18 protein-coding genes are annotated in these 23,521 nt (G+C 67.1%); 12 read left to right on the top strand and 6 right to left on the bottom strand.

Features of this window, described 5'->3' with window-relative positions:
• Window positions 1-76: 76 nt before the first annotated feature.
• Window positions 77-1,018 carry a LysR family transcriptional regulator gene (locus tag WS66_RS33025; protein ID WP_059600850.1) on the top strand — a complete coding sequence of 314 codons (942 nt, stop codon included), beginning with the start codon at window positions 77-79 and terminating at the stop codon, window positions 1,016-1,018.
• A 352-nt stretch (window positions 1,019-1,370) separates the two neighbouring features.
• On the opposite strand, the gene WS66_RS33030 is transcribed toward WS66_RS33025, so the two are convergent.
• The 3 genes from WS66_RS33030 to WS66_RS33040 all read right to left on the bottom strand — a co-directional run bounded on the left by WS66_RS33030 (window position 1,371) and on the right by WS66_RS33040 (window position 4,088).
• Complete coding sequence (locus WS66_RS33030; RefSeq protein ID WP_059600795.1) at window positions 1,371-2,084, bottom strand: dienelactone hydrolase family protein; 714 nt, start codon at window positions 2,082-2,084, stop codon at window positions 1,371-1,373.
• 312 nt (window positions 2,085-2,396) lie between these two features.
• Entirely contained in the window at window positions 2,397-2,708 is a 312-nt protein-coding gene (locus WS66_RS33035) for a DUF4148 domain-containing protein (RefSeq protein WP_059600798.1), read from the bottom strand.
• Window positions 2,709-3,122: 414 nt separating this feature from the next.
• The gene (locus WS66_RS33040) at window positions 3,123-4,088 is read right to left on the bottom strand and encodes a GlxA family transcriptional regulator (RefSeq protein WP_059600800.1); all 966 of its coding nucleotides are present in this window, start codon (window positions 4,086-4,088) and stop codon (window positions 3,123-3,125) included.
• A gap of 223 nt (window positions 4,089-4,311) precedes the next feature.
• On the opposite strand from WS66_RS33040, the gene WS66_RS33045 reads away from it, so the two are divergent.
• From WS66_RS33045 to WS66_RS33065, 5 genes are all read left to right on the top strand, one after another.
• Window positions 4,312-4,953 carry an HD domain-containing protein gene (locus tag WS66_RS33045; RefSeq protein WP_059600803.1) on the top strand — a complete coding sequence of 214 codons (642 nt, stop codon included), beginning with the start codon at window positions 4,312-4,314 and terminating at the stop codon, window positions 4,951-4,953.
• A 313-nt stretch (window positions 4,954-5,266) separates the two neighbouring features.
• Window positions 5,267-5,722, top strand: a complete 456-nt coding sequence (parS, locus tag WS66_RS33050; protein WP_006753033.1) for a type II RES/Xre toxin-antitoxin system antitoxin — start codon at window positions 5,267-5,269, stop codon at window positions 5,720-5,722.
• Complete coding sequence (locus WS66_RS33055; RefSeq protein ID WP_059600805.1) at window positions 5,719-6,198, top strand: RES family NAD+ phosphorylase; 480 nt, start codon at window positions 5,719-5,721, stop codon at window positions 6,196-6,198. The genes parS and WS66_RS33055 overlap by 4 nt, the downstream gene beginning before the upstream one ends.
• A gap of 335 nt (window positions 6,199-6,533) precedes the next feature.
• A complete protein-coding gene (locus WS66_RS33060; protein ID WP_059600853.1) occupies window positions 6,534-7,211 on the top strand; it encodes a heavy metal response regulator transcription factor in 678 nt (225 codons plus the stop codon).
• On the top strand, window positions 7,208-8,689 hold the full coding sequence (locus WS66_RS33065) for a heavy metal sensor histidine kinase (RefSeq protein ID WP_059600808.1): 1,482 nt from the start codon (window positions 7,208-7,210) through the stop codon (window positions 8,687-8,689). The genes WS66_RS33060 and WS66_RS33065 overlap by 4 nt, the downstream gene beginning before the upstream one ends.
• Here the strand turns inward: WS66_RS33065 and WS66_RS33070 are convergent.
• The 3 genes from WS66_RS33070 to WS66_RS33080 are packed head-to-tail and all read right to left on the bottom strand — an operon-like array spanning window position 8,670 to window position 14,841.
• Window positions 8,670-10,163: an efflux transporter outer membrane subunit gene (locus tag WS66_RS33070; RefSeq protein WP_059600811.1), complete on the bottom strand. Its 1,494-nt coding sequence runs from the start codon at window positions 10,161-10,163 to the stop codon at window positions 8,670-8,672. The genes WS66_RS33065 and WS66_RS33070 overlap by 20 nt on opposite strands.
• A gap of 30 nt (window positions 10,164-10,193) precedes the next feature.
• A complete protein-coding gene (locus tag WS66_RS33075; RefSeq protein WP_059600814.1) occupies window positions 10,194-11,561 on the bottom strand; it encodes an efflux RND transporter periplasmic adaptor subunit in 1,368 nt (455 codons plus the stop codon).
• 49 nt (window positions 11,562-11,610) lie between these two features.
• Window positions 11,611-14,841, bottom strand: coding sequence for an efflux RND transporter permease subunit (locus WS66_RS33080; protein ID WP_059600817.1), 3,231 nt, complete (start codon window positions 14,839-14,841; stop codon window positions 11,611-11,613).
• Between the two features lie 269 nt (window positions 14,842-15,110).
• Between WS66_RS33080 and WS66_RS33085 the strand changes: the two genes are divergently transcribed.
• The 6 genes from WS66_RS33085 (at window position 15,111) to WS66_RS33115 (ending at window position 23,357) form a co-directional block, all read left to right on the top strand.
• Entirely contained in the window at window positions 15,111-15,392 is a 282-nt protein-coding gene (locus WS66_RS33085) for a DUF4148 domain-containing protein (protein WP_059600819.1), read from the top strand.
• Window positions 15,393-16,224: 832 nt separating this feature from the next.
• The gene (locus WS66_RS33095) at window positions 16,225-16,764 is read left to right on the top strand and encodes a hypothetical protein (RefSeq protein ID WP_059600824.1); all 540 of its coding nucleotides are present in this window, start codon (window positions 16,225-16,227) and stop codon (window positions 16,762-16,764) included.
• 529 nt (window positions 16,765-17,293) lie between these two features.
• Window positions 17,294-18,544, top strand: coding sequence for a metallophosphoesterase family protein (locus tag WS66_RS33100; protein WP_059600826.1), 1,251 nt, complete (start codon window positions 17,294-17,296; stop codon window positions 18,542-18,544).
• Window positions 18,545-18,547: 3 nt separating this feature from the next.
• A complete protein-coding gene (locus WS66_RS33105) occupies window positions 18,548-22,018 on the top strand; it encodes an ATP-binding protein (protein ID WP_059600829.1) in 3,471 nt (1,156 codons plus the stop codon).
• A gap of 121 nt (window positions 22,019-22,139) precedes the next feature.
• A complete protein-coding gene (locus WS66_RS33110) occupies window positions 22,140-22,664 on the top strand; it encodes an HD domain-containing protein (RefSeq protein ID WP_059600831.1) in 525 nt (174 codons plus the stop codon).
• A 9-nt stretch (window positions 22,665-22,673) separates the two neighbouring features.
• Entirely contained in the window at window positions 22,674-23,357 is a 684-nt protein-coding gene (locus WS66_RS33115; RefSeq protein WP_059600833.1) for a DUF429 domain-containing protein, read from the top strand.
• The last annotated feature ends 164 nt before the right edge of the window (window positions 23,358-23,521 follow it).

Here is a 23,521-nt window from a genome sequence, read left to right on the forward strand (position 1 = left end):
CGCACAATTCGCGCCAGACCGGGCTGTGCCGGGGCGGGCGCCGCCGCGAAGCGATTTCAATCCCGGGGACATGTCGATGGACACGTTACAGATGATGCGCATTTTCGTCCGGGTGGCGGAGGAGGGCAGCTTCACGAGCGCGGCCCAGCGCCTGGACATCACCACCGCCTATGCCTCTCGTTCGGTCGCGCAACTCGAAACGCATCTGCGCACGCGTCTGCTCAACCGGAGCACGCGCCGCATCGCATTGACCGACGCCGGACAGCGCTATCTCGACCGCTGCCAGCGCATCCTCGGCTATATCGACGAAGCGGAAGCCGAGGCGGCCGACGCGCAGGCGAAGCCGTCGGGGCGCCTGCATGTGCACGCGACCACAAGTTTCGGCCAGGCCTACGTGGTGCCCGCGGTCGTGCGATACCGGCAGCGCTATCCGTCGGTGGCGGTCGAACTTACGCTGTCGCAGCACGTGCCCGACATCATCGACGAAGGTTACGACGTGTCGCTGCAGCTGAGCGCGACGGAGCTGCCCGACTCGGGCCTGGTGTCGCAGCGGCTCGGCGATGTTCACAGCGTGCTGTGCGCGTCGCCCGCGTACCTGAAGGAGCGCGGCACGCCGCGTACCGTGCGCGATCTCGAAGCGCATTCATGCCTGCAGATCGTCACGCCGATCTTTCCACGCGACCGCTGGCACCTCGACGGCCCCGACGGTCGCGAGACATTCGAGCTGCCGCTGCCGAACTTCCAGGTGAACATCGCCGACGCGCTCGGCGCCGCGCTGCGCGCCGGCCTCGGGATCGGCTCATTGCCGATGTCGAGTGCGGTGCCCGCCCTGGCGAGCGGCGCGCTGGTTCGCGTGTTGCCCGAGTACCGGCTGCAGAAGCTGACGGTCTACACGCTGTATGCGTCGCGCCAGTACCTCGACGCGAAGATCCGGACGTTCGTCGATTTCCTGCGGGAATGCGTGCCCGAAATGCTGGCCGCCGACGAGGCTGCGCTTCGCGGTTCCTGCGAGTCCTGAGCGGAGGCGAACAACGAGTTTCGGGTCGAATGACTCGTCACTTGCAACGTCGTCCGTGAATCGACGACCAGCCGTTCGGGATATTTTGCATACCGAACTTGATGATGACGGCACTGCGGCATGACGTCTTCGATTGGTTGCGTCGATCGACTCGCGCGTTTATGAGAATCCCAGTCCGGAGCCGGCCGTGCCACTCGCATTTCGTCGTGCGTGCTTCGGTGTCGAACCCGTGATGCGCGAGACGGTCGCATAAGAAATTCATCCCATAAAACGACAACGCCACGGCTGCAAGTCCGTGGCGTTTCGCTTCATGAGGATCGTTACCCGTCAGCGGCAGGTGCCTGCTGCGGTATTACTGCTGCTGGCCCCAGAGCGTGCGCCCGAAGAACGTCAGCGTGCGGTCCCACGCGATCTGCGACCACACCGGATCGAACTGCGTGCCGCCGATGCGGCCGGGGCCGACGGCCGTTTCGTTCGCGAACGCGTGATGGGCGAGATAGCGGTGGAATTCGATACCGACCTTCGCGTCGGTCAGCTTCTTCTCCAGCGCATCGACCTGGTCGATCGCGAAGAACGCATCCTGGGTACCCCAGTGACCCATCAGCGGCACCCTGATCTTCGACGGATCGAGGTAGTCAAGCGGAGGGAAGCCGTACCACGTGACGCCGGCATCGACATCGGCGAACTGCAGCGACAGCAGTGTGAGTGCGCCGCCCATGCAGAAGCCGGTGACCGCCACGCGTGACGCGCGCGTCTTCAGGTATTGCACTGCGCCGGGAATGTCCTGCGACGCGGCGTCGCCGAAATCGAGGCCGGTCATCAGGTGGTGCGCTTCTTCCTCCTCGACCGTCGACTTGCCGCGATACAGGTCGGGCACGAGCGCGAAGTAGCCGCAGCGCGCGAGGCGATCGGCAACGCCGCGGATCTGGTCGTTCAGGCCCCACCATTCCTGGATGACGACGACCGCGGGTGCACCTTCGGTCTTTTCCGGCGTCGCGAGATAGCCCTGCAGTTCCTGGCCGTCGGGGCGGCGAAACGTGATCATGGAACCGGATGTTTGAGACATGAAACCGCTCCTTTTCGAAAAATGCGATGAGTGCGGCATCGGGTCGGCCAGCGAGTGAGGTATGCCCGGGTGACTCGAGGCTTCGCTCGCGTTCGCTTCGGCCGGCGCCGACCACGCGGCCATTCTATGCGCAAACGCCGGCCGTCTGCGTGAACGGTTCGGGGCTGCAACCGATCCACGCTGCGCATCGATCGTGCGTCGCGGAGCGCGTAAGTCGGAGCCACCGAAAACGCAACACCCCGCCCCGATGAACGGGAGCGGGGTGTTGCGTCGACAGCGCGCGTATCGAGGTACGCGCTGCGTGCGTCGGTCTTACTGACCGAAATAGACCGAGTCTCGAGCGGTTTGCTTGACCGCGATCACGCGGCCGGCACGCACGCCGGCCGCGGCTTGCGCGCCGTAACCCGTTGCGTCGCTGTTCGTCACGCGGGCCTGCGCGGTTTGCAGCGCATTCGGATAGTGGGCGTCGGACACTTCCGGCTTGTAACCGGCTTGCTCGAGCTGCACGAGTTCTGCGCGGACCTGGGCGCGCGTCAGTTCTCCCGACGAGTTCGACTGGGCGAATGCGCCAACGGATGCGGTAAGGGCGGCGACAGCGGCGACTGCGTAGATGAACGACTTCATGGTGACCTCCGGTTTTCGTAGATTTCGCGCTTCGCTTGTTGCGTTCAGCGGTTGATTGCATCGTAGCGATCGCGATACCGGTCGGAAATAGGCGTTCCGGCGAATAATTATTGCAACTGGGTAAACGATTCGCGGGGAATGCGGGGTTTTGTCTGATGATTATCCGTATGCCGGCGCGCATTCGATGAGTGTGATTGCGGGCGCCGAACCGGGAGCTGGCGTGATCCGGGACAGAGGTGTATTGCAACCGCACGCCGACTTCGGCCGATGGAAAGATCAATTAAATCGGATAACGAATCATTGGTCGAGAACGAGGAAGTGTGTTCGCCCCTCGCTGTGCAATCCGGGCCGACTCCGCCTTCTCGCACATCGACGTGAGTATTAACGGCCGCATCGTCGTGCGTACCGCGTCACTCACTCCTCGACGACCGACTGTCGTTTCCGGTATTCGGCGGGCGTGATCCCGACGTGCCTCGCGAACGACCGTCTGAGCGTATCGACATTCGCGAAGCCGCATTTTGCGGCGACCTGCTTCGGCGTGTCATGTCCGTCTTCGAGCAGTTGCCGGGCAGCGGAGATGCGGGTCGCTTCGACCCACGCGGCCGGCGTCATGCCGACCTCCGCGCGAAAGAGCCGCGCGAAGTGGCGCGGGCTCATGCCCGCATGCTTCGCGAGTGCCGCCACCGAGTGTTCGAGTTCAGGATGGCTGGCGATCCAGCGCTGGACTTCCTGCAGCACGGAGCGCCCGGCCGGCCGTGCCTCGCCGCTGCGGCTGAACTGGAGCTGTCCGCCCGGGCGCTTGAAGAACATGACCAGTTGCGCGGCGACGCGCCGTGCGATTTCCCGGCCGAGATCTTCCTCGACCAGCGCGAGCGCGAGATCGAGCCCGGCCGTGACGCCCGCTCCGGTGCGCAGCTTGCCGTCGCGTACATACAGCGCGTCCGCTTCGACCGTGAGCGACGGATACGCATCGGCGAGCGCGTCGGCGGCGGCCCAGTGCGTCGTCAGGCGGCGTCCTTTCAGCAGGCCGGTCGCCGCGAGGATGAACGCGCCGGTGCAGATCGAGCCATACCGCTTGCTTTGCACGGCGGCCGAGCGCAGCCACGCGAGGACGTCGGTTCGCAGCGCGACCGCGGCGGCACCCGGCGCACCGGCGACGAGCAGCGTGTCGAGGCGATCGGGAATGGCGGGAGCGATCCAGTCGGCCAGCAATTGCGCGCCCGATGACGCGCGGATCGGCCCGGACTCGCTCGCGATGATCCGCAGCGTATAGAACGGCTTGCCGCATTCGGCGTTAGCCTGGGCGAATACGTCGAGCGGCGCGGAAACGTCGAGCAGTTGTACGCCCGGTACCGCGAAAATTCCCACGACCTTCGGCATGTTCGGTTGCGTGTGGTATCGATGTGTCGAACGTGACGCGTAGCAGTATAGACGCGCAACGCGAGGCGACGAGGGAGCATCGGCGCACTTCGCGGGCGCGGTTCGAGGGTTGCGGCCGCGATGGCCGTCGATCGCGCGAAATGGCAGAATTCGTCGTAACACGCCGATTGATGCCAAACCCGGGCCTCCGGAGAATGGGTGCTGTCTTCAATGGAGGTCGATCATGACTGTGAACGTCGCCGGCATCACCGTTCCCGATAGCCAACTCGCTCGCGAGATCACCGAACTCGTACGGGATACCGAGTCCGAGTTGCTGTTTCACCATTCCAGCCGCGTCTACTACTTCGCCGCGCTTGCGGGGCAGCACCGTGGGCTCCGCTACGATCCCGAACTGCTCTATTGCGGCTGCATGTTTCATGACATGGGGCTCACGCATCGGCACAGCAGCGCGTGCGAACGATTCGAAGTGGACGGCGCCAATGCCGCCCGCGATTTTCTGAAGAGCAAGGGCATTTCGCAGCAGGACATCGAGGTCGTATGGACTGCGATCGCGCTGCACACTACGCCAGGCATTCCGAAGCATATGCATCCGGTCGTCGCGCTCGTCACCGCGGGGGTCGAGATGGACGTGCTGGGCCTCGCGTATCCGGAGTACAGCGACGTCGAACGAGATGCCGTCGTCCGCGCACATCCGCGCACGCCGCATTTCAAGGAAGACATCATCCAGGCGTTCTACGACGGCATCCGGCACAAGCCGGACACGACGTTCGGCAACGTGAAGGCCGATGTGCTGGCCGACAAGGATCCGCATTTCCATGCAGGCAATTTCTGCAGCGTGATCCGATCGTCGGCATGGGCCGGCTGATCGGCATCGGCGCCGGGCAGGGCGTGGGAGGGAGGGCGCCCTGGGCCGCGCACGTCGCGCCTGCCGATCACTATTCCTTAGAAAAGTTGTTACGTGACAACCACATGACGTCGATGCAGGCCTTCATATCCTGAATTTCACCGCCTTGGCTTCCGCAGGGAATCGTCGATTCGCTCGATCCGGGCGACGGGTAATGGGGCCGGAGTCGGGTGCCGAAAGCCCGGTCCGACGCCCGGTGAACCCCTGACGACAAGAATCCGCCCGCCTTCGGCAAAACGCCTATAATGATTGGGCAAATTGCCGGAGAAGAATCATGAGCACGATCGCGTTTCACCCTTCGGGCGTCGCGCACCCGCGCCAGGCCGAATTCACGATACTCGAGCAACTGCTCGCGATTCGCGTGCGCTCGGGCGCCGATCTCGCCGAGCTGGCGAGCGCGCGCGTCGACGTCGCGGTAATCGATCGCCTGTCGGAGCGAGGCCTGAAGTCGGATGAACTCGCCTTCATCATCCCGCGGCGCACGTTGAGCCATCGTCGCCAGGCGCACGAGCGCCTGTCGCCGGAGGAATCCGACAAGGCGATCCGGCTTGCACGCATCGTCGCGCAGGCGACGGCCACGTTCGGCGACCAGGACAAGGCAATGGCGTGGCTGCGCAACGGGCTCCAGCGCTTCGGCGGCCGCACCTCGCTCGACATGTCGAGCACCGAGCACGGCGCCCGACTCGTCGAAGAGGCGCTCACGCAGATCGACGAGGGGTATTTCGCTTGACGACGCTGTGGCGCATCAGCAATTACGCCGATCTGAAAGGCATCGGCGGCTTGCGGGCCGGCGGGCGCTGGCATTTTGCCGGGCAGCCCGTCGTCTATCTCGCCGAGCATCCGGCGCTCGCGCTGCTCGAGACGCTCGTCCACTTCGAAATAGCCACCGTTGCGCAATTGCCGAGCGCATACCAGTTGCTGCGTGTCGAGGTGTCCGAATCGGTGGACGTTGCCGAGATCGCGGAAGGCGATGCGCCGGCCGACTGGCGGGAGAACGTCGACTGGACCCGCAGCGCCGGCACCGAGTGGCTGCACACGCAGCCGAGCGCGCTGCTGCGCGTACCGAGCGTCGTCGTGCCGCACGCGCACAACTTCCTGTTGAACCCGCTGCACCCGGCCGCATCCGACGTCCGCGTCGCGGAAGTCATGCAGTCGCCGTACGACAGCCGGATTTTGCGGCTGGTCCAGTCGAACAAGAGCGAATAGGGCGCGTCGCGCACGACGAGCCGCAGGAACATGTCGTTCATTGCGTCGCCGCAGCGTGCCGCGGGAAACGGTAGCGCCGCCGCAGGCGCACCCGCCGAGGTCGACCGCCATCCCACCAGCAGCCTATTACGCAGGAAGCGAACGTGCGGCGCAGGCCGCGGTATGGCAAATCGCCGACGCGTCGTCATGACGTGCGCAATGCCGCGACAGTCAATGCGCTGACCCTCGGATTACATTTTCGTAATCGAGCTGTCCCGCTGGTCGGCGAAGACTTTCACCTGCCGGTTTACCGGTAACATCGCCGCATATTTCAACCGAATGCGATGGAGCCGAGCATGCGCATCCTGATAGTCGAAGACGAACCGAAGACGGCCGCGTACTTGAAGAAAGGGCTCGAGGAATCCGGCTTCAGCATCGATCTCGCAAAGGACGGCGCGGAAGGGCTGATGCTCGCGCAGGAAGAGAACTACGACGTGATCGTGCTCGACGTGATGCTGCCCGTGCTCGACGGGTGGGGCGTGCTCAAGCGCCTGCGCGATACCCATACCACGCCGGTGCTGTTCCTGACCGCGCGCGACGATGTGCAGGACCGCGTGCACGGTCTCGAACTGGGCGCCGACGATTACCTCGTGAAGCCGTTCGCATTCGTCGAACTGCTCGCGCGCATCCGCACGCTTGCTCGCCGCGGCCCACCACGCGAGACCGAGCGCATCGTGGTCGGCGACCTGGAAATCGACGTCGTGCGTCGCCGCGTGAAGCGCGGCAAGGTGCGGATCGACCTGACGCCACGCGAGTTCTCGCTGTTGCAGTTGCTCGCGCGTCGACAAGGCGAAGTGCTGAGCCGCACGCAGATCGCGTCGTATGTCTGGGACATGAACTTCGATAGCGACACCAACGTCGTCGAAGTCGCCATTCGGCGACTGCGCGCGAAGATCGACGATGCGTTTCCGGTCAAGCTGATCCACACGGTGCGCGGCGTAGGCTACGTGCTCGAACCGAAGGACGGTGCATGACGCTCGGTCGATCGCTTGGCGCGACGCTCGCGCTCGCGTTCGGCGCGACGATGCTCGCGGTCTTCGCGCTCGTCGGCACGTACGTGTATACCGGCCTCGACCGGCAAGTGAGGACGCAGGACGATCTGGACATCGTGCTTGCCGCACGACATACGCGCCGGCTTGCGGGAGAACTCGATACGCTCGACGCCGTGCGCGCGCACGCGGACCGGCTGACGAGCCAGGTGCTCGGGAACGCGGCACTCTCGATGGCCGTGGTCGACGATCGGGGCAATGTGCTCGCGCGGCACAACGTCAGGCGGACCGAGCGCGAGGATCTGCCCTCGGCCGCGTCGGGCACGGCGTCGCCCGCACCGCCTGCGTTGCCCGATGCCGAACTGTTTCCGCCCCACGCGACGCCGGTGCCGGCGGCCGAACGGATCACCGTCGACCGGATCGCGACATGGCGCGCCGGCGGCGGCACGCCCGTGCGCGGTGTCGTGGCCGGCGCAATGCTGCGCGACGGTACGCAGATCCGCATCGCGATCGCGCGCGACATGAGCGATCGCGCCGAACTGCTCGACGGCTATCGCAACAAGCTGAAGCTCGCCGGCGGGCTGGGCGCGCTGTGCGCAATGCTGCTCAGCTACTGGCTGATCCGCACGGCGCTCGCACCGCTGCGCGAGATCGTCGCGAACACCGGCCGGATCACCGTCGACAAGCTCGACGCGCGGCTCGACGCCGCGCGTGCGCCGCGCGAACTGCGTGCGCTCGTCGATGCGCAGAACGCGATGCTCGGCCGCCTGCAGCAAGCTTTCGGACATTTGTCGCAATTCAGCGCCGATCTCGCGCACGACCTGCGCACGCCGCTGAACAACATGCGCGGCGCGACCGAAGTAGCGCTTGCGCGGCCGCGTTCGCCCGGCGAATACCAGGCGCTGCTCGAATCGAATCTCGAGGAATACGACCGTCTCGCACGCATGATCGAGAACGTGCTGTTTCTCGCGCGCGCCGAACACCCGACCTTCGTGACGCGGCAGCGCGCGTTTGACGTGCATGACGAGCTGACGCGCATCGCCGAATACTTCGAAGGGCTCGCCGATGAAGCGGGTTCGACGCTGCGCGTCGAAGGGCACGGCCAGCTGACTGCCGATGTCGAACTGTTTCGCCGCGCGGTCGGCAACCTGCTCGCGAATGCGCTGCGCTATACGCCTGCGGGCGGCGTCATTGCGCTGAGCGTCGACGAAACGGCGGACACGATACGCGTCGTCGTCGAGAATCCGGGCGAGCCGATCGATCCCGCGCTGCTGCCGCGCATCTTCGACCGATTCGTGCGCGGCGACCCCGCGCGCAGCGGCGGCGTGCCGGGCGGCACGGCCGGGCTCGGGCTCGCGATCGTGCGCTCGGTGATGGAGCTGCACGGCGGTACCGCGCGCGTCGAAAGCGATGCGGCGGGCACGCGGTTCATCCTCAACTTCGTCAGGAGCCCTGCGTCTTGATCGCTGTACCCGATCCGGCGGCGCGAGCGGCGATATCCGCGCCCGAGTGCCAGCCGCCGCCCAGCGCCTTCAGCAATCCGACCGATGCTTCCATCCGACGTGCGGCGATCTCGTCGGCCTGGCGCCGATTGGTCAGCGCGATCGTCTGCGCGGTCACCACGTCCAGATAGCTGACGGCGCCGGCATTGAAGCGATTCGTCGTCAGCCGCAGCGACAGGTCGGCCGCGTCGGTCGCGCGCTGCTGACTGGCGGCCTCGGACGCGAGCGCATCGAGCGCGGACAATTGATCCTCCACCTGCTGGAATGCGCCCAGCACGGTCTGCCGATAGCCGGCAACCTTGCCATCGTACTGCGCGTGCGTGCCGCGCAGCGTCGCGCTGCGCCTGCCGCCGTCGAACAGCGTGCCGACGAGTTGCGGGCCGAGCGACCAGAACAGGCTTGGCGCGGTCAGCCACGGCGTGAAGAGCCCGCTTTCGAGCCCCGCGCTCGCGGACAGCACGAGGTCGGGGAAGAACGCGGCGCGCGCTTCGCCGATCTGCGCGTTCGCGGCCGCGACGCGGCGCTCGGCAGCTGCGATGTCCGGCCGTCGTTCGAGCAGTTGCGACGGCACGCCGGCCGGAATGGCGGGCACGTCGAACGCTTGAACGCGCGCCGGCAATGCGAACGTCGATGCGTTTTCGCCGACGAGCGTCGCGATCGCATGCTGGAGCTGCGCACGCGACGCGTCGATGTCGGTATCCTGCGTGCGCGTCGCATCCAGTTGCGTTTCGGCTTGTGCGACGGCGGACGCATCGATCGCGCCGGCTGAGAACTGCTGTTGCAGCAGATTCAGCGCATCCGCATAGGCCCGCACCGTGTCGTCGAGCAGCTGCTTTTGCGTGTCGAGCGAACGCAGCGCGAAATAGTCGGTCGCGAGTTCGGCCGTGACCGACAGTTTGACGGCTTGCAGATCGGCCGCACTTGCGTCCGCGTTCGCCTGCGCACCTGCCACCGCATCGCGCACGCGGCCGAACACGTCGGGTTCCCAACTTGCCGCCACGCCGACCTGATGGTCGGGTGTCGTCTTGCCGGCGAGTGACGAACCCAGCTTGTTCCGCGATATGCGCGAACGACTTTGCGCCACGCCCGCCGTGACTGTCGGCAGAAACCCCGCATGCTGGTAGTCGACCGTCGCGCGCGCTTGCTCGAGGTCGGCAACGGCTTTCTTGACGGTCTGGTTCGACACGTCGACGCGCGCTTCGAGCGCGTTCAGATCCGCGTCGTTGAACACCGTCCACCACGCGCCGCGCGACGCGGCATCGGCCGGCGCCGCGACTTGCCAGCCCGGTTGCGCGGCCGACGTGCCGGCATAGTGCGTGGGTACCGCGACGGTCGGCGGCGAATAGGGCGGCAGCGTCGAGCAAGCGGCCAACGCGGTGACAACGCCGAGCGCGACGACGCGGCGGGCGAACGGGAGTGGGTGAGGAAGGCGCATGGCGGGAATCTCACAGGTAGGCATGGCGGGTCAGGTGCGGGCGTTCGAGGTACGCGCAACCGGCGCGGAGGCGGGCATGGACGTCGCCGCGCGTGGCACTGACGGCACACCGCTTGCCGTGGCCGGTTGCGCTGCCGGCGAAGCGGCCGGCACCGCGCTGTGCTCGACCGACACGATCTTCACGGTTTCGCCGCTTGCGATCGAATCGCCCGGGTTGTCGATCACGCGATCGGTCGCGCCGAGCCCGGCGACGATCTCGACATGCGTGCCGAAATCGCGTCGGATCTGCACGGTCTTCAGTGCCGTGCGTCCATTCGCGTCGACCGTTGCAACCGTCACGCCGTTCGGCCGGTACAGCAGTGCACTGACCGGCAGCTCGAACGCCGGCGCCGCGCTCGGCACGAGCAGGTGCGCCTGCGCATACGCGCCGGGCAGCAACGCGCCATCGCGATTGTCGACGTCGACCTCGACGCGCAGCGTGCGCGTGACCGGGTCGATCGCGCCCGCGCTGCGGACGACGTGCGCGGCGAAGCGCCGCCCCGGATACTGCTGCGTGGTCAGGTAGACGGCCGTGCCGGTGGAGACGCCGGCCGCGCTGTCCTGCGGCACGTCGACGAACACGCGCAGCGTGTCGGTCTGCTCCAGATGGAACAGTTCGCCCGACTGTCCGGGGCTGCCCGGCGTGCCGCCCGCCGTCACGAGCGTGCCGACGTCGACGTTGCGCGCGGTAATCACGCCGTCGAATGGCGCGCTCACCGATTCGAACGATACGAGTTCGTTCAGATGGGCGGTATTGGCCTGCGCGGATGAGAGCATCGCGCGCTTCGCGTTCATGTCGGCCACCTTCGTGTCGGTGTCCTGCTGCGACACCGATTGCGTCTTCAGCATGTCCTGCCAGCGCTGCGCGGTCGATTTCGCATAGTCGTAGTTCGCTTGCGCGGTCGCCGCGTCCGCGCGCGCCTGGCGCAGCTGCGCGTCCAGGTCGGGCGCGGTGATCTGCGCGAGCGTTTGCCCGGCCTTCACATGCGTGCCGATGTCCGCGCTCCAGTGGGCGATGTAGCCGCTGGTACGCGCGTAGATCGACGCTTCCGCATACGGCGTCACGGCACCCGGCAGCGTGAGCGTCTGATCGGCCGGCGCGGCGCCGGGCTGGATCACGGTCACCGGCAGCGCCTGCTGCGCCGCCACCTGGTGGCGCTGTGCGGCGCGCGCGGCGATGCGCGGCACGATGCCGATCGCGAGCAGCGTGGCGGCGAAGGCAATCGCGGCAAGCGGGACGGCCAGCTTGCGGCCGCGCCGGGACGGCGGCGTTTCTGGCGTTGCGTCGCGCGCGGCAGGCGGCATCGTTGCCGGTTCGGCAGCCGGCGGCGGGGTCAGCGGTTCGATCGTGTCGTTCATGATGAGTTCGATGTCGGGCGAGTCGTAGGGAATCGGGATGCGTTCTTGGTCAGCGCACCACCGGCATGTCCTGCACGCGGCGGGCGGCGGCCGCTTCGCGGCGTCGGTCGAGCCACGCGTGGATGAAGCCGAACAGCACGGGTACGAACAGCAGTGTCGACAGCGTGCCGAACGCCAGACCGCCGATCACCGCACGGCCAAGCGGGGCGTTTTGTTCGCCGCCGTCGCCGAGGCCGAGCGCCATCGGCAGCATGCCGATCAGCATCGCGAGCGCGGTCATCACGACCGGACGGAAGCGGCTGAAACCGGCCTCGAGCGCGGCCTGCCACGGTGATGCGCCGCTTGCGATCAGCTCGCGCGCCGCGTTGACGACGAGGATGCTGTTCGCGGTCGCGATGCCGATGCACAGGATCGTGCCGGTCAGCGCGGGCACCGACAGCGTGGTGCGCGTGACGAACAGCATCCACGCGATGCCCGCGAGCGACGCGGGCAGGCCGCCAACGATCACGAGCGGGTCCAGCCACGACTGGAAGTTGACGACCATCAGCAAGTAAACGAGCGCGATCGCGATCGCGAGGCCGCCGAGCAGTCCGGTAAACGATTCGTGCATCGCCTGCACCTGGCCGCGCAGCACGATCGACGAACCGGGCGGCAGTTGGGCGCGCGCATCGTCGACGAGCTTCGTCACGTCGGCCGTGACGCCGCCCAGATCGCGTCCCTGCACCGACGCGAAGATGTCGAGCACGGGCTGCACGTTGTAGTGCGACACCACGGCCTGCTGCGTCGCGCGGGAGAACGCGCCCATTGCGCCGAGCAGGTTCTGTGCGGGCGCGCCTGCGGCCGGACCGCCGGCGGGCGTCTGCGGCGGGCGCGCGGCACCCGCAGGCAGCGGTATGTTTGCCAGCGCCTGCAGCGAATCGACCGAATACTGCGGGGCCTGCACGATCAACGGGTAGCTGACTCCGTTGCGCGGATCGAGCCAGAAGTTCGGCGTCGTCTGCGAACTGCCCGACAGCGCGATCAGCAAGTTCTGCGCGACGTCGCGTTGTTCGAGGCCGGCCTGAATCGCCTTCGTGCGGTCCACGTCGACGTTGATCGCCGGCTCGTCGCCCGGCTGCTGGATGCGCGTATCGACGAGGCCGCGCACGCCGCGCAGCTTCGCAAGCAGCGCGTTCGCCACCGCGCGGTTCTGGTCCAGCTTGTTGCCGACGATCTGGATGTCGACCGGCGCGGGCAGTCCGAAATTGAGAATCTGGCTGACGATGTCGGCCGGCAGGAATGCGAACGTTACGCCCGGGAACGATTGGGCCAGCAGGTTGCGCAGCTTCGCGACATACGCCGCCGTCGGCGCATGGTTCGGCTTCAGCGTGATGTTCACGTCCGCATCTTCGGTGCCGATCGGATCGGACGAGTCGTACGTGAGGTTGATCCCGCTCACCGGCACGCCGATGTTGTCGAGCATGCCGGCCAGCTGGTTCGCCGGAATCACGGTACGGATGCGCGCTTCCACTTCGTCGGTGAGGCGCGCGGTTTCCTCGATCCGCGTGCCGGTCGGTGCGCGCAGATGCAGACGGATCTCGCCCGTGTCGACCGACGGGAAGAAGTCCTGGCCGGCGAATGCGAACAGGCCGGTCGATGCGGCGCACGCAAGAAGAAACGCGGCCGCGAAACGGCGGCGATTCGAGATCGCTGCCGACAGCAGTGCGCGATAGCGCAGCCGGACCGCCTCGAAGCGACGTTCGAATGCGGCCTGGAATCGTGTGATGCGCGCGAACACGCCACGCGGCGGGCGGCCTTGTCCCTTTGCGCGCATCAGGACCATGGCGAGCGTCGGCACCAGCGTACGCGAGAAGAAATACGACGCGACCATCGCGAAGATCACCGCTTCGGCCAACGGCGCGAACAGGTAGCGCGCGACGCCCGTGAGCATGAACATCGGCACGAACACGATGCAGATCGACAGCGTCGATACGAAGGTCGGCACGGCAATTTCGCCCGAGCCGGTCAGAATGGCGTCTTCCGGCGGCGCGCCGCGTTCGAGATGGTGCGTGATGTTCTCGATCGCGACGGTCGCGTCGTCGACGAGTATCCCGACCGCGAGCGCGAGCCCACCGAGCGTCATGATGTTGATGGTCTGGCCGAGCGCGCCCAGCGCGAGCAGCGATGTGAGCACGGCGAGCGGAATCGATACGGCGATGATCAACGTCGCGCGCCAGCTGCCGAGGAACAACAGGATCATCAGCGCGGTCAGGCAGGCGGCGATCAGCGCTTCGCGCACGACGCCCTGTACCGCCGCCTTCACGAACACCGACTGATCGCCGAGCGCGGAGATGTGCAGCGCTTTCGGCAAGCCGGCCGCGATCTTCGGCAGCATCGCCTTGACCTGGTCGATGATCGTCAGTGTCGACGCGCTGCCGGTCTTCTCGACGGTCAGCAGCGCCGCGCGCTTGCCGTCGACGCGCACGATGTTGGTCTGCGGGGCGTAGCCGTCGCGAACGTGCGCGACGTCGTGCACATAGACCACGTTGCCGTCGATCGTCTTGACGGGCAGGTTGTTCAGCGCGGCGACCGTCTGTGTGCTGCCGTTCATCTGCACGTTGTACTCGCGCGTGCCGATCTTCGCGGTGCCGCCCGGCAGGATCAGGTTCTGCGCGTTGATCGCGTTCACCACGTCGATCGGCGCGAGCCCCTTCGCCTGCAGCGCGCGCGTGTCGAGATCGACGACGATCTGGCGAATCTTGCCGCCGAACGGCAGCGGTACCGCCGCGCCTTGCACCGTCGCGAGCTGCGTGCGGATGAAGCTGTTGCCGAGGTCGTACAGTTGCTGTTCGGCAAGCGTGTTGCTCGACAGTCCGAGCTGCAGGATCGGCACCGTCGACGCGTTGTACGTGATGATGTTCGGCGGCAGCGTGCCGGGCGGCAGGATCCGCAGGATCGACGCGGAATTGCTCGCGGCTTCCGCGATCGCGCGATTGATGTCCGCGCCGGGGTGGAAGAAGATCTTCACGACCGACACCCCGTTCAGCGACTGCGATTCGATGTGCTCGATGTCGTCGACGTCCGACGTCAGTGCGCGCTCGTAGTTGGACGTGATTCGCTTGGCCATGTCCTCGGCGGAAAAGCCGTTGTATGACCAGACGATGCTGACGACCGGAATGTCGATGTTCGGGAAGATGTCGGTCGGCATGCGCAGGATCGCGAGCGGTCCCGCGATGAAGATCAGCAGTGCGAGTACGACGAATGTATAGGGCCTGCGCAACGCCAGCCGGACGATCCACATGATTTTTTTCCTCGAAGCAGGGCATGGGTGCCGCATTCGATGCGGTGAGCATGCAGTCTGCTGGCGCGGCGTTGACCCGTTGCTGACCTGAACATTACGAAACCGTTATCCGTGCGTGGGCGACGGATTTCAAAGTTGTCATCTGCCGGTCAGCGTGGGGTGCGGGTCGATCGCCAGAATGGACGTGTCAGGCGGCGAATCGCGATTGCGGTCACGCCGGCGGCGCATCGACGATGCGTCTTCATTGAACCGTTCTCGGGAGTGTCATCATGAATCGCAAACTGATCGCAGCCGCGCTGCTCGCCGTCGTCGTCGGAACGCCGGTCGCCGCCTTCGCACAAACTTCGTCGTCCGGCGTGACCCGTGCCGAGGTAATCGCCGATCTCGTTCAGGCACAACGCGACGGCACCGTGCCCACGTCGAACTCCGACTATCCGCCGAGCGCGGCGACGGTCGCACGCAACCGCGAGCTCTACGCGATCGCGCACGGTGACCAGCGCACCGGCATGGCCGCCGCGGCAACGACCGTATCGACCGCGAGCGCGCAATGAAGCAGGGGAACGCGACGAAGCTCCGTTCCCGGATGGTGGTCGCCGCGCTGCTCGCGGCGACGGCCATGCCGGCCTTTGCGCGCGGGCAGCCGGAATTGCCGAGCGACGACGGTGGCCGTGCGAGTGTGCTGCGCGAGCTCGATCCGACGCATGCGTCGGATGATGCGCGATCGTGCACGGCATCCGCCTCCTCGCATGGCGGCGGCAATGCACACGGGACTGCCGCGACCTGGCGGGTCCGAGCCTCGTCGAGCCCACAGGGGTGATCCGGGGTGCCGCCTCGAGACCCTTTTCACGCACGTACGTCGAAGTCGGCGCGACAGTGAGCAGCGACGGTGCAACCCTGTCGCGCGTCGGCCATCACCCAGGCGATCGGCTGGGTCGCATCGCCAGTTTCGCCCACCGTGTCTGAAGTCCCGATACCGAATCCGTACGCACGGTCACGCGTGGGGAGCCCGCATGCCGGCCCGGACGATGGTGTCAAAAAGGTGTCGTGCGGATTGGCACGGGAGACCGGCGGCGTAAGCGCCGGCGTCGTCAAGCAAGCCTTTCGGATGCCTACAGGAATGGTCGCTTTCCCTGCTAGCCGGTGCGTCGTGCCCGGCGCACCGAAGCAAGCCATCGGACGGCGCCAATCACGAGCCGGTTCCGATGATTGTCAAACAGTGTGAGTCAATCGTCAGCATTTGCAACGGAAGTAACAGTCCCCGCAATTCGACGGTTTTGGGCGGCGGCGCCGCTACATTAGCTCCACCTGCCGCACGTCGCGGTGAGGCATGCGACCAGCCGCGGAACGCGGCCCGCAGCAACAACGTCTTTGGGGAGAATGACCATGAACAAGATTCGCACGATTCTGCTTGGCGCCGCGCTGACGGCAATCGCATCGGCGGCTTTCGCACAAACGGCCCAGACGGGCGCTGAGGGTTCCGCCGGCGTCGGCGCCCAAGTCCAGACGCCGCTGCTCGGCGGCGGCGTGGGCGTGCAGGCAGGTGCCGGCGCGAATGCCGCGGGCTCGGGTTCGGGCGCAGGCAACGTCGTCGGCGGTGCGCTGAACGGCGTGGGCAAGACGGTTGGCGGCGTCGGCTCGGCGGCCGGTAACGCTGTCGGTGGCGCGACGCAGGCAGTCGGCTCGGCCGCCGGTTCGGCGAAGGACGCGGCGGTATCGGCCACGCACGCGGCGAAGTCGCACGTGAAGCACGTCGCGAGCTCGGCGAAGAACCATGCGCAAGGCGCGGCGTCGACGGCGGGCGATGTCGCCGGCGGCGCGAAGGCGAAGGCTGGCGAAGCGCTCGAAGGCGCGGCGAACTCGGTGCAGGGCGGCGCATCGGTCGGCTTGAAGGGTTCGGCGTCGGCGCAAGGCGGCGCGCTGTAAGCAACCTGCGTCCCGCACAGGCCCGGCCCGCTTCGATGCGGGCCGGGCTTTTTCATTGATGCGCCGTGCATCGTGACAGGAAGCGTGTGCCGCGGACCGAAACAGGCGGTCCGTATACTCTCTGCCCATTGCCTGCACGCCATGCTTAAATAGCGGGGCTCCCGGGCACCGAGGCTCCCGGCATGGTCCGGTAACATGCCGAGGCATCACGAATTCGAAGTACGGCGAGACGGCGAACGCCGGTGTCATCGGCGTCGCATTGTTCGCGCGGAAGGAAAGCGCCGAGGAAGCGCTGCGTCGCAACGCGAATCCGCTCCGGACAACGACAACGGCTTTGCACTGCCGCCCGTGACGCGCGGCGAGTGACGCCGACGAACTTCGCCGTCGTCGGGATGCTGGGCCGTGGTCTGCGCGGTGCCCGCTTTCAGGTACCATCCCGACCCGCTGGCGACGGGCGGCCGTGCCCGGCGTTCGATCGCGCACGATGCCGGTCGACATCGCCCCTTCGTCATGAAACAGAGGAATCTTCGTGAAGTTCATCCACGCGGCAGACATTCACCTTGACAGTCCGTTGCACGGCCTGAGCGCGTATCCCGACGCGCCGGCCGCGCAGTTGCGCAACGCGTCGCGCGAGGCGCTGCGGCAGCTCGTGGATCGTGCGATCGAAGAGGAAATTGCGTTCCTCGTGATCGCCGGCGACCTGTACGACGGCGACTGGAAGGACCACAACACCGGCATTTTCTTCGGCCAGCAAATGGGCCGCCTGCGCAAGGCCGGCATTCGCGCATTCGTGCTCGGCGGCAATCACGATGCCGAAAGCGAGATGACGAAGAAGCTCACGTTGCCCGACAACGTCACCGTGTTCGGCCACCGCAAGCCGGAAACCCACCGGCTGCCGGAATTCGACGTGGTGTTGCACGGGCAGAGCTTCAAGGACAAGGCTGTCGTCGACAATCTCGCGATCGGCTATCCGGACCCGGTGCCGGGTTACTACAACATCGGCGTGCTGCACACCGCGCTCGAAGGCTATGCGGCGCATGCGAATTATGCGCCGTGCACGCTGGCGGAACTGCACGCGAAGGGCTACGACTACTGGGCGCTCGGCCACGTGCACGAGTTCCAGCAATGGTCGGGGCCGTCGACCGTCGTGTTTCCCGGCAACCTGCAGGGTCGCCATATCCGCGAGACGGGCCGCCGCGGCGCGGTGCTCGTGACGATCGAGCAGGGGCGCACGCACATCGAACGTCTGTATCTCGACGTGTTGCGCTGGGAAGCCGTGTCGGTCGACGCGTCCGACTGCCTCACGGTCGCCGACCTGTCGAGAAAAATCGGCCAGTCGCTGGAGGCGCTGCTGAACGTCGATGGCCATGTGCCGCGCGCGGTGCGCGTGACGGTCACGGGGCGTACGCCCGCGCACGGCCTCTTTTTCGGGCGCGCCCCGCAACTGCGCGCGGAGGTGCTGAACCAGATCGGCATCATCGGCAACGAACGGCTGTGGCTGGAGAAGGTTCGGCTCGCGACATCCGCGCCCGAGCAGCCGCAGGGCGAGAGCGAGCAACTCGAGGCGCTGGAGGATCTCAAGCAGATCCTGGCCGATGCCGCGCACGATCCGGATTTCCTCGCGCTGCTTGAGCGCGACCTGAAGCCGTTCATCGGCAAGGTGCGCAGCGACGTGAAGGAGGAGGTGCCGCTGCTGACGATGGCGCGCGCCGGCGAACTCACGGCGCTGGTCGAGCAGGTCGGGCCCGCGTTGCTCGCGCGGCTGGCGAGGGGGGAATAAGCGATGCGCATCAGCCAGCTCGATCTGATCAAATACGGCAAGTTCACCGACGAGACGCTGCGCTTTCCGTCGGCCGGCCAGGATTTCCACGTGATCGTGGGGCCGAACGAGGCCGGCAAGTCGACGATCCGAACGGCCGTGTCGGAACTGCTGTTCGGGATGAAGCTGCAGACGCCGCTCGACTTCCTGCATGCGACGCCCGAACTGCGGATCGGCGGCGTGCTGGAGAGCGGCACCGGCGCGCTCGCATTTCATCGCGCCCGCGGACGCAGCCCGCTGCGCACACCCGCCGACGACAAGCTGCCGGACGACTATCTGAACGCCGTCGTCGACGGCGCGACGCGCGAATTCTTCGAGCAGATGTTCGGGCTCGACCACGGTCGGCTCGTCGACGGCGGCCGGAGCATACTCGATGCCTCCGACAAACTCGGCCAGGTGCTGTTCGAATCGGCGGCGGGCGTCGGCACGCTCGGGTCTGTGCGCGAGGAACTCGACGCGCGCGCGGGCGAGCTGTGGGCGCCGCGACGCAGCGGCAGCGCATTCGCGCAGGCCGAGGCATTGTTCAACGAAGCGGTCGGCGAACTGAAGGCAGTCCAGGTGCGCACGCGCGACTGGGTCGATCGCAAGGAAGCGCGCGATGCGGTCGAGCAGGAGATCGAGCAGGCGCGCGCGGAGCAGCGCCAGCTTGAGGCGCTGCGCTCGAAGCTCGAGCGCGTGCGGCGGCTGGCGCCGTACCTGAAGGAATTGACGATCAAGGAAGCGGCGCTTGCCGAACTGGGCGCCGTCGTCGAATTGCCGCCGACCGCGTACGCAGACCTGCTGAAAGCGCAAGGCGATCTCGCGGCCGAACAGAAGGTGCTCGAGGAGCGCCGCGCGGACCTGCTCGCGAAACGGCAGGCGCGCGACGCGATCGATCCGGATGCCGACGCGCTAGCTCTCGAAGGTGACATCGAAGCACTCGACCGGTTGCGCGGCGCCTGCATGAATCACGCACAGGATCTGCTGTTGCTCGGCGCGGACGTCGAGCGGCATCTGTCCGCTGCCGGTTCCGCCGCGGCTCAGCTCGGCTGGCCGACCGACGAGGCGTCACTGCGCGCGGCACTGCCGAGCGCGCTGTCGCTGAAGACGGTCGCGAACCTGTTGCGCGATCACGGCGCGCTGCATCAGGCGCTGGCCGGCGCGCGCGAATCGCTCGACGAACGCACGCAGGAACTCGCGCAGGCGCAGGAACAACTGGCGCGCCTGTCGACGGTCGATGTGCCGGAAGTGCTTCGAGCGGCGCTTGCCGACGCGCAGGGCTTTCGCAGCAGCGGCCAGCGCGAACAGGCGCTCGAACGCGACATTGCCGCCGCAGAGCGCGCGCTCGCCGATGCGGTCGATGCGCTCGGCCAGTGGCGCAAGCCGGTCGACGCACTGCGGGTGCTCGATGTGCCGTCGGCGGCGCGGCTCGGCGCGCTGCTCAACGAAGCAAGCGAGCGCGCGAGCGCGGCGGCTGCCGCACGCGATGCGCGGGACGGCGCGCAGGAGGAACTCGAGCGGCTCGTATTGCAGGAGAAGCATTTCGCCGAGACTCACAAGGTCGTCACGACCGCCGAGGTGCTGGCGGCGCGCGCACGCCGCGACGATGCGTGGGGCGATATCCGCAGCGGCGCGGTCGATCTCGCAACGGGTGCGCCGGCCGTCGACGATGCGATACGCCTCGCCGACGAACTGGTCGATGCGCAGCTCGGTGCCACGCAAGCGGCGGCGACGTTGCAATCGCTGCGTCAGCAGGTCGAGTCCGCCCGCGCGGTATTGACGCGCCGGCAGGCGGCAGTCGACGAGCGCGAGCGCGAGCTGGCCGCGCACCGCGACGCATGGTCCGACCTCGCGACGACGGCCGGCGTGCCCGGCATGCCGCTGGCAGCGATGGGCGACTGGCTCGCGAAGCGCGACGTGGTGTTTGCCGCGCAACTCGAGCTTGACCGCCAGCGCCGCGAATTCGAGGCGATCCGCGAAGCACGGGCCGGCGCGGAGGCTACGTTGCGTACGGCGCTGCGCCTGGTTTCGCGCGGCAGCGACGCCGACGGGCTGGCGGCGCTCATCGCGATCGCCGAGACGTTCGTGCAATCGGCTGAAAAGACGCTCGCGCAGAAGGACAGCCTGGAGGACCGCGCGCGCGAAGCCGAACGCGGCTGCGCGACGGCCCGTTCACGCGCCGGCCAGGCCCAGGCGGCCTACGATGCGTGGCAAGCGCAATGGCGCGATGCGCTCGCCGACGCGAAGCTGTCAGCGAATGCGGTGACGCTGGCCGCAGCAGAAGGGGCGCTCGGGCTCGCGAATGCGGTGACGGCCGAACTGGCCGGCGCCGATGCGCCGCGCAACCGGATGGCCGCGATCCGTGCTGAGCTGGCCGCGCTCGAGGCCGGCGCACGGCGGCTCGCTGATGCGCTGGAGCCAGCATGGCTGGCGAGCGGCGACTGGCTGGACGTTGCGCGCCGGTTGACGATGCGCGTGGCGGCCGCACGGGAAACCGCGCGCGCGATCGATCGTGCCGACGAGGCGGTGCGGCAGGCCGACGGCAAGGTCGCCGATGCGGCCGCCGCGGTGGCGGGTGCGGATGCACGCATTCAGCCGTTGCTGCAACTGGCCGGCGTTGCGTCGATCGACGCGGCGCTGCCGCTGGCCGAGCGATCGGATCGGCAGCGCCAGCTTCGGCAGGCTGTCGATGCCGCGAAGGAGGCGCTGGTGCGCGATGGCGACGGGTTGTCCCAGGCGGCCGTCGAGGCCGAGGTCGCGGAACAGGACATCGCAGACGTGCCCGCGCATCTCGAAGCAGTGAAGCAGTCGCTCGGCGACGTTGGCAAGCGCCTGAACACGCTCGCGCAGCAACAGGTCGTCGCCCAGCAGGCATTCGGTGCGATCGACGGCCAGGCGAGCGCGGCCGTGGCCGAGGCGAAGCGGCAGGAAGCGCTGGCCGCGATGGGTGACGCGGCCGAACAGTATCTGGAAGCGGCGACGGCGAGCCGTCTGCTGAAGTGGGCGACCGATCGCTATCGCGACCAGAAGCAGGGGCCGATGCTGCGCCGGGCGGGCGAGATTTTCGCGGGGCTCACGCTCGGCGAATTTTCGCGGTTGACCGTCGACACCGAACGGATGCCGCCCGCGCTGTACGCGCGGCGCACGAAGGGCACGTCGGTCGAGGTGGCCGGCCTGAGCGAAGGCACGCGCGACCAGTTGTTCCTCGCGCTGCGGATCGCGGCGCTCGAACTGCAGCTCGCCAGCCGGACCGCTCTGCCGTTCGTTGCCGACGATCTGTTCATCAACTTCGACGATGCGCGTGCGAAGGCGGGGCTCGAGGCGCTGCGCGATCTGTCGACGCGAACCCAGGTGCTGTTCCTGACGCACCACGATCACCTGCTGCCGCTCGTGCGGGACGTGTTCGGCGCGCAGGTCAACGTGGTCGCGCTGCAGCGCGAGGTAGCCGGCGCATGACACGGGGCGGCCCGATGGTCCCGATACTTGGGAATGGTCATCGCGTGCAGGTAGTATGTGCGGTTCCGAAACGGACGTGACCGGTTCTGCCGGCCGCAGTCCGGCCACACGAGGGATCAATATGAACAAGCTGGTAGCTGCCATCGCATTCGCGGCGGACAAGCATCGCAATCAGCGGCGCAAGGATGACGAGGCATCGCCGTACATCAACCATCCGATCGCGCTGGCCGATGTGCTGGCCAACGAAGCCGGCATCGAGGACGAGCGCGTGATCGTCGCGGCCGTGTTGCACGACACGATCGAGGATACGGAGACAACCGAGCAGGAACTGCTGCGGCTGTTCGGCAAGGACGTCGCGGACATCGTGATGGAAGTCACCGACGACAAGTCGTTGCCGAAGGACGAGCGCAAGCGCCTTCAGGTCGAGCATGCGGCGAACATCAGCCGGCGCGCGAAGCTCGTGAAGCTGGCCGACAAGATCTGCAACCTGCGCGACATCACGCGGCATCCGCCCGCGGACTGGCCGCTCGAGCGCAAGCAGGCGTACTTCGACTGGGCGAAGTCGGTCGTCGACCGCATGCGCGGCGTGCATCCCGGCCTGGAAGGAATCTTCGATGCCGCGTACGACGCGCGGCCGGCGGACTGACGCGCAGCCATGCAGGCGGCCCGATCCCGATCCGTCGCGTGGTCATCGCCTGCGGTGGCGGGCGTCGACGTCGGCGGCGACAAGAAGCAATGCGATCTCGTGATCCTGCGCGGCTCGACGATCGTCTGCCGCGAGGCGCGGATCGCGCCCGAAGCGCTGCCTGCGCTGTGTATCGAGCATGACGTGGTGGCCGTCGGCGTCGATGCGCCGAGCCTGTGGTGGACGGGAAGCGGACGCCGCGCGGCCGAGCAGGCGCTCGCGCTTGAACGGATCTCGTGTTTCCCGACGCCATCGCGCGAGCAGGCCGTGGCCAGCACGTCGGGCTTCTTCGACTGGATGTTCATGGGAGAGCGCGTCTACCGCGCGCTGGCTGAGGCCTATCCGCTGCTGACCGACGCACGCTATGCCGGCGGGCGCGTGAGCTTCGAGACTTATCCGTACGCGATTACCTGCGCGATGCTTGGCAAGGCGATCGCGTCGGCGAAGCAGAAACGCAACCAGCGCAGGCAATTGCTGACCAAACTCGGGATCGACGTGTCGACACTACGATCGGTCGACGCGCGGGACGCGACGTTGTGCGCATTGACCGCGCAATACGTGATCGACGGAAATGCGCACGCGTATGGCGATGCGGCGGGCGGGTACATCCGTGTGCCGATCGTCGGCGAGACGATCGTGCTCGATACGCTCTAGTCACTCACGGGCCGCGGTTGGCTGCTACCCGTGAATCCGTGACGGCAAGGTGAGCTTTTGCGGGGGACGTATCTGATCGTCGACGTCAAGGTGCCGAGCAGTGACAGCCGGTCGGCATGTGCGAAGCCGGTGGCATGCGCAACCTGTTTAGTCGATGCGCCGTG

The sequence above is a fragment of the Burkholderia sp. LA-2-3-30-S1-D2 genome, from assembly GCF_001523915.2.
GTDB lineage: Bacteria > Pseudomonadota > Gammaproteobacteria > Burkholderiales > Burkholderiaceae > Burkholderia > Burkholderia diffusa.